At 35.3% G+C, this 3710-nt stretch carries 3 protein-coding genes and 1 pseudogene; 1 reads left to right on the top strand and 3 read right to left on the bottom strand.

Annotation, left to right across the window (positions count from 1 at the left end; genetic code table 11):
* Nucleotides 1-244: 244 nt before the first annotated feature.
* A complete protein-coding gene (locus Q5N69_RS18320; RefSeq protein WP_304370529.1) occupies nt 245-703 on the bottom strand; it encodes a hypothetical protein in 459 nt (152 codons plus the stop codon).
* Nucleotides 704-972: 269 nt separating this feature from the next.
* On the opposite strand from Q5N69_RS18320, the pseudogene Q5N69_RS18315 reads away from it, so the two are divergent.
* A pseudogene (locus Q5N69_RS18315) lies at nt 973-1179 on the top strand (IS110 family transposase); the annotation flags it as partial.
* Nucleotides 1180-1227: 48 nt separating this feature from the next.
* On the opposite strand, the gene Q5N69_RS18310 reads toward Q5N69_RS18315, so the two are convergent.
* Nucleotides 1228-1506 (bottom strand): hypothetical protein, encoded by a 279-nt coding sequence (locus tag Q5N69_RS18310; protein ID WP_304370528.1) that lies wholly within the window; start codon nt 1504-1506, stop codon nt 1228-1230.
* Nucleotides 1507-1874: 368 nt separating this feature from the next.
* Nucleotides 1875-3413 carry an IS1182 family transposase gene (locus Q5N69_RS18305; RefSeq protein ID WP_304370527.1) on the bottom strand — a complete coding sequence of 513 codons (1539 nt, stop codon included), beginning with the start codon at nt 3411-3413 and terminating at the stop codon, nt 1875-1877.
* Nucleotides 3414-3710: the final 297 nt, after the last annotated feature.

Raw genomic sequence — 3710 nt, 5'->3', positions numbered from 1 at the left:
CGCTTAGTTGTTGATTTCATAACACTCTCCAATTTACTTAAAGAAAAGTGTCAACCTTATTTAGGACGGGTCAAAATCATAAATAAAAAATGTGTCCTAGATAATAGATTATGAATTTATATAATTAAAATCAATAACAGATCACACAGTAAGGTTAAGTCAGAACTATTTCAGTTTATAAAAAGCCTTTTCACACTTGAAACAATTCTAAATCAATGTTGGGTTGGTTAATGCTCTATTATATTCATTTCTCACTTTGAATGGTGACATCCGCCATACCAAAAACATCCATCACATAAATAGCCTTAATTTTTCCATCAACCTTATAGGTAAGTGTTGTGGTATCTCCATAAGAACTTTCTTTATATTCTTCAGTAATATTAGCTTTATAGTAAGTAAGCATATTAGAACTAGAAACACTCGAAATGTAACGTAGCGATGCTACGGCTATTGAAGGAATATCAGAGACCTCTTTTTTCATAGCTGTTGGGTGAACCGAAATGCCATAAAAGTCAGTAGAACTACTACTCTTTTTGATAGGAGTTTCACTTGTATAATTATCTACTTTTAAAACTATTGCCTCGCAGGGTTTATCTTGAAATGATTTTTCTCCATCCAAGTTTTCACAATGATAAATTTCTCCTGCAAACAAACTAACAGAGAACCCTAATGTAAAGGTTGTAAATAATAATTTTATAATCATAAAACTTAACCTAAATGTACTTTAACGTATTAAAACGTAAAATAAGGAATGAGAAAACGAACCGCCATTTCACTCCAATCTAATTAAATATTTGCTAAACGACACACTATAATTAAGGACTTATTCTCATTTATAACAATGATTTAAAAAGTATCATAATTATATGTAACATTTCATATTGTTGTATTTCTAATTTAAAAGTAGGGTTAGTTTTGCAACTCTGCGACCTAAATGCTTCGCCGTTGCAAGATCTACTTCATGTGCGATATTCGTTCTGGGCAAAAGCTTATTATCAGCAGCAAGCTGCGAAAGGAAAACCACATAACACCATCATCAGATCGTTGGCGTTTAAGTGGATAAGAATATTATTTCGATGTTGGAAAACAAGTACGGCATATGATGAATCAACCTACATAGAAGCGTTGAAAAACAAAGGTTCACCTCTCTTAAAATATGCGGTGGAAAGTAAGCTTTAATACTTGCGGTCCACCTCAGGGCGTGTTGTTAGCAGTTTTTTAGTAAAATCATGAACTTGAATACATAATGAGTTGATCACGCTCTAACTTTTTAAATAGCTCGACTCTCTGCTTAATAAGCTTAATTTCATTTTCGATATTTTTCTTGAGTTGATACTTGAGTTCAGAACTTTCTGGATTAATGGCAGTTAAACTAGAATTAATTTCTTGTAATTCAGTTTCAAGTACAACTATTCTTTTTTCAGCATCAATATAATATTGAGTGTTCGGCACTACAGCATAAACATTACAACAGATTAAAATCAACGTTAAAATAATAGTTTTCATCAGATCCTTTGAAACTGCTAACGAGGCTGTAGAATTTATAAAAAATAACAAAAACACCTCTAAATCAGGGTATCAAATGCATTACCCACTTCGTGTTTGTATCTTATTTTGCATTACAGGAGCTTAATTTTCACCTGTTTTACACAAAACTATAAATTCTACAGCCTCAACGAGCTTGTAGAATAACTCGTTATTATATTATTTATTAATCAAAATACTCTAACCGGATTGTTTTCCTTTAACAATCAAAAACGTTTACGTTTTTGGCGATTTTATTTTTACATCGTTAACTTAACGAAATAGTGGATTAACGTCTGATAATTCAGTGTTATAACGATTTGTATGATGTGGAGTTGGGCTTTTAACCCTTAATGCAGGTTGTTTCTTAACTTTTCAATATTATGAACAAGGCAATACATTTGCCATTGGGTGTTTACTTTTTCCTTCCCGCGTAAGGTCAATTTATTCATGCCTTTGTTGACGGTAATATTGCCAAACACTGGCTCGATAGCACCTAATCGCTTACTGTATTGTCGTCGACCGATTGGGCTGTCTATTTTAACCTTCATTTTGTCAATATAGCTTAGATGTTTACACGATTCATCATTTTTAAACTGAACTTGCCGTCCTGTTTTTATTGGCGATTTTCTCATACATTGCTCTTGCAGTGGGCAGCTTTTGCAATCTTTTAAGTAACCACAGAATCGCGTGTATTGTTGATTGTGACTTTTTACATTTATACCGCTTCGCCACATGTCGTTGCCTGCTGGGCATCGGCATGTTTGCGTTACTTCATCATAGTGAAAATTATTTGAGGTGAATAATCGTGGCTTGCCTTTACTGCGCTTTAACCGCCGCTTTTCTTGCGCTGTTTCGTATGTTTCACTTTCTTTAAATAGCGGATTTCTTTTTCTAAATTGATTGTCTGCAATATAAGTATCAAAGCCACTTTGAGCCATAAATTCAAGATTAGCTTCACTATTGAATCCACTGTCTGCTGTAAACTTTATTGTCTGCGCGTTTGTCTGTTTTTGGGTATTGAGTTTCTCAAGTTGTTGTTTTAATTGTGCAACGGCTGGCTGTAAGGTTTGTTGCTCTCCCACTGAGCCCCACGCTTGTGCTTGCAGTATAATTTGGTGTTTATCGTCATTAATCGCGATACCATTGTAGCCTTGAATGGTGCCTTTTGAGGTAGTCATTTTCGCACTGTCTGGGTCAGTGATATTACTTTTAACGGGTTTGCCTTTGCTGCCTGTTTTTTCTTGATGTGTGGCTAAAAATTCAGTGATTTTCTCTGCACTTTTATCCAGTTTTTCTTTTTGTTTTAAGTCTTGTGTTATTAACACTTCATTTAAGCCATCTTGAGATTGATGACGTTCGATAATACGTTTACTTGCTCGTGCTAGTTTAGCTTTTTTTCGCTCTAGTTCATCGAAGGTTCCACTCCACTCTTTGCTCGCGTTTGACTTTAACTTACAGCCATCAATGGCAAACATGTTGCGACCTATCAAACCTTCTTTGTCACATATCATTAAAACTTGCGTAAAGAGAGGTTCTATTTGGTCCTTCATTCGAGCAACGAACGAAGCTATTGAGGTGTAATGCGGTTGCACATCACCCGATAAACTCATAAAGGTAATGTTAGTTTCACACGCATTAGCAATGCGGCGACTAGTGATAAAACCACGAGAATAACCAAAGAGAATTATTTTTAACATCACAGACGGTGAATAGGCAGCTGCGCCGCCATTGTCGTTTTGATACCACTGTTCGAAGCCCGATAAATCAAGGTGATTATCAACAATATGCGCAAGCGCATATTCAAACGTTCCGGGGACTATTTGTTGTGAGAAATCGATGGGGATGAACTTACTTTGACAGGATAAATCAGGTTTATAATTGGCCATGATATTTTGCTATCGGTGAATAATATCTATTAGATCACAGTGAGGAACTTGCTTCAAGCTTAAAAAACAAACAATTGAGGAAATATAAAAAAAGACGTAAATACGTCTTTTTGGAGAAATTCTACAGCCTCAACGCCCAAATAACAGGCTAAGTAATGGTTGGCTAAAATTGTGTAGCGAAGCGAAACGTAGCCAACTGTTACGTGTCCTTGTTTATTTACTTGGTACGCCCAGCATGGGCATGAACTAATGAGGTGAAAGTCCTCTGTAGGAAGATCACCGTTTACTTAACTTTAT

Source organism: Pseudocolwellia sp. AS88, assembly GCF_030551755.1.
In the GTDB taxonomy this organism is placed as follows: Bacteria; Pseudomonadota; Gammaproteobacteria; order Enterobacterales; family Alteromonadaceae; genus Pseudocolwellia.
This window is presented reverse-complemented; position numbering and strand designations above follow the sequence as displayed.

What these genes read in the sequence shown, in the direction of transcription:
- Q5N69_RS18310 (WP_304370528.1), bottom strand. Translation starts at nt 1,506, where the DNA reads ATGAAAACTATTATTTTAACGTTGATTTTAATCTGTTGTAATGTTTAT.
- Q5N69_RS18320 (WP_304370529.1), bottom strand. Translation starts at nt 703, where the DNA reads ATGATTATAAAATTATTATTTACAACCTTTACATTAGGGTTCTCTGTT.
- Q5N69_RS18305 (WP_304370527.1), bottom strand. Translation starts at nt 3,413, where the DNA reads ATGGCCAATTATAAACCTGATTTATCCTGTCAAAGTAAGTTCATCCCC.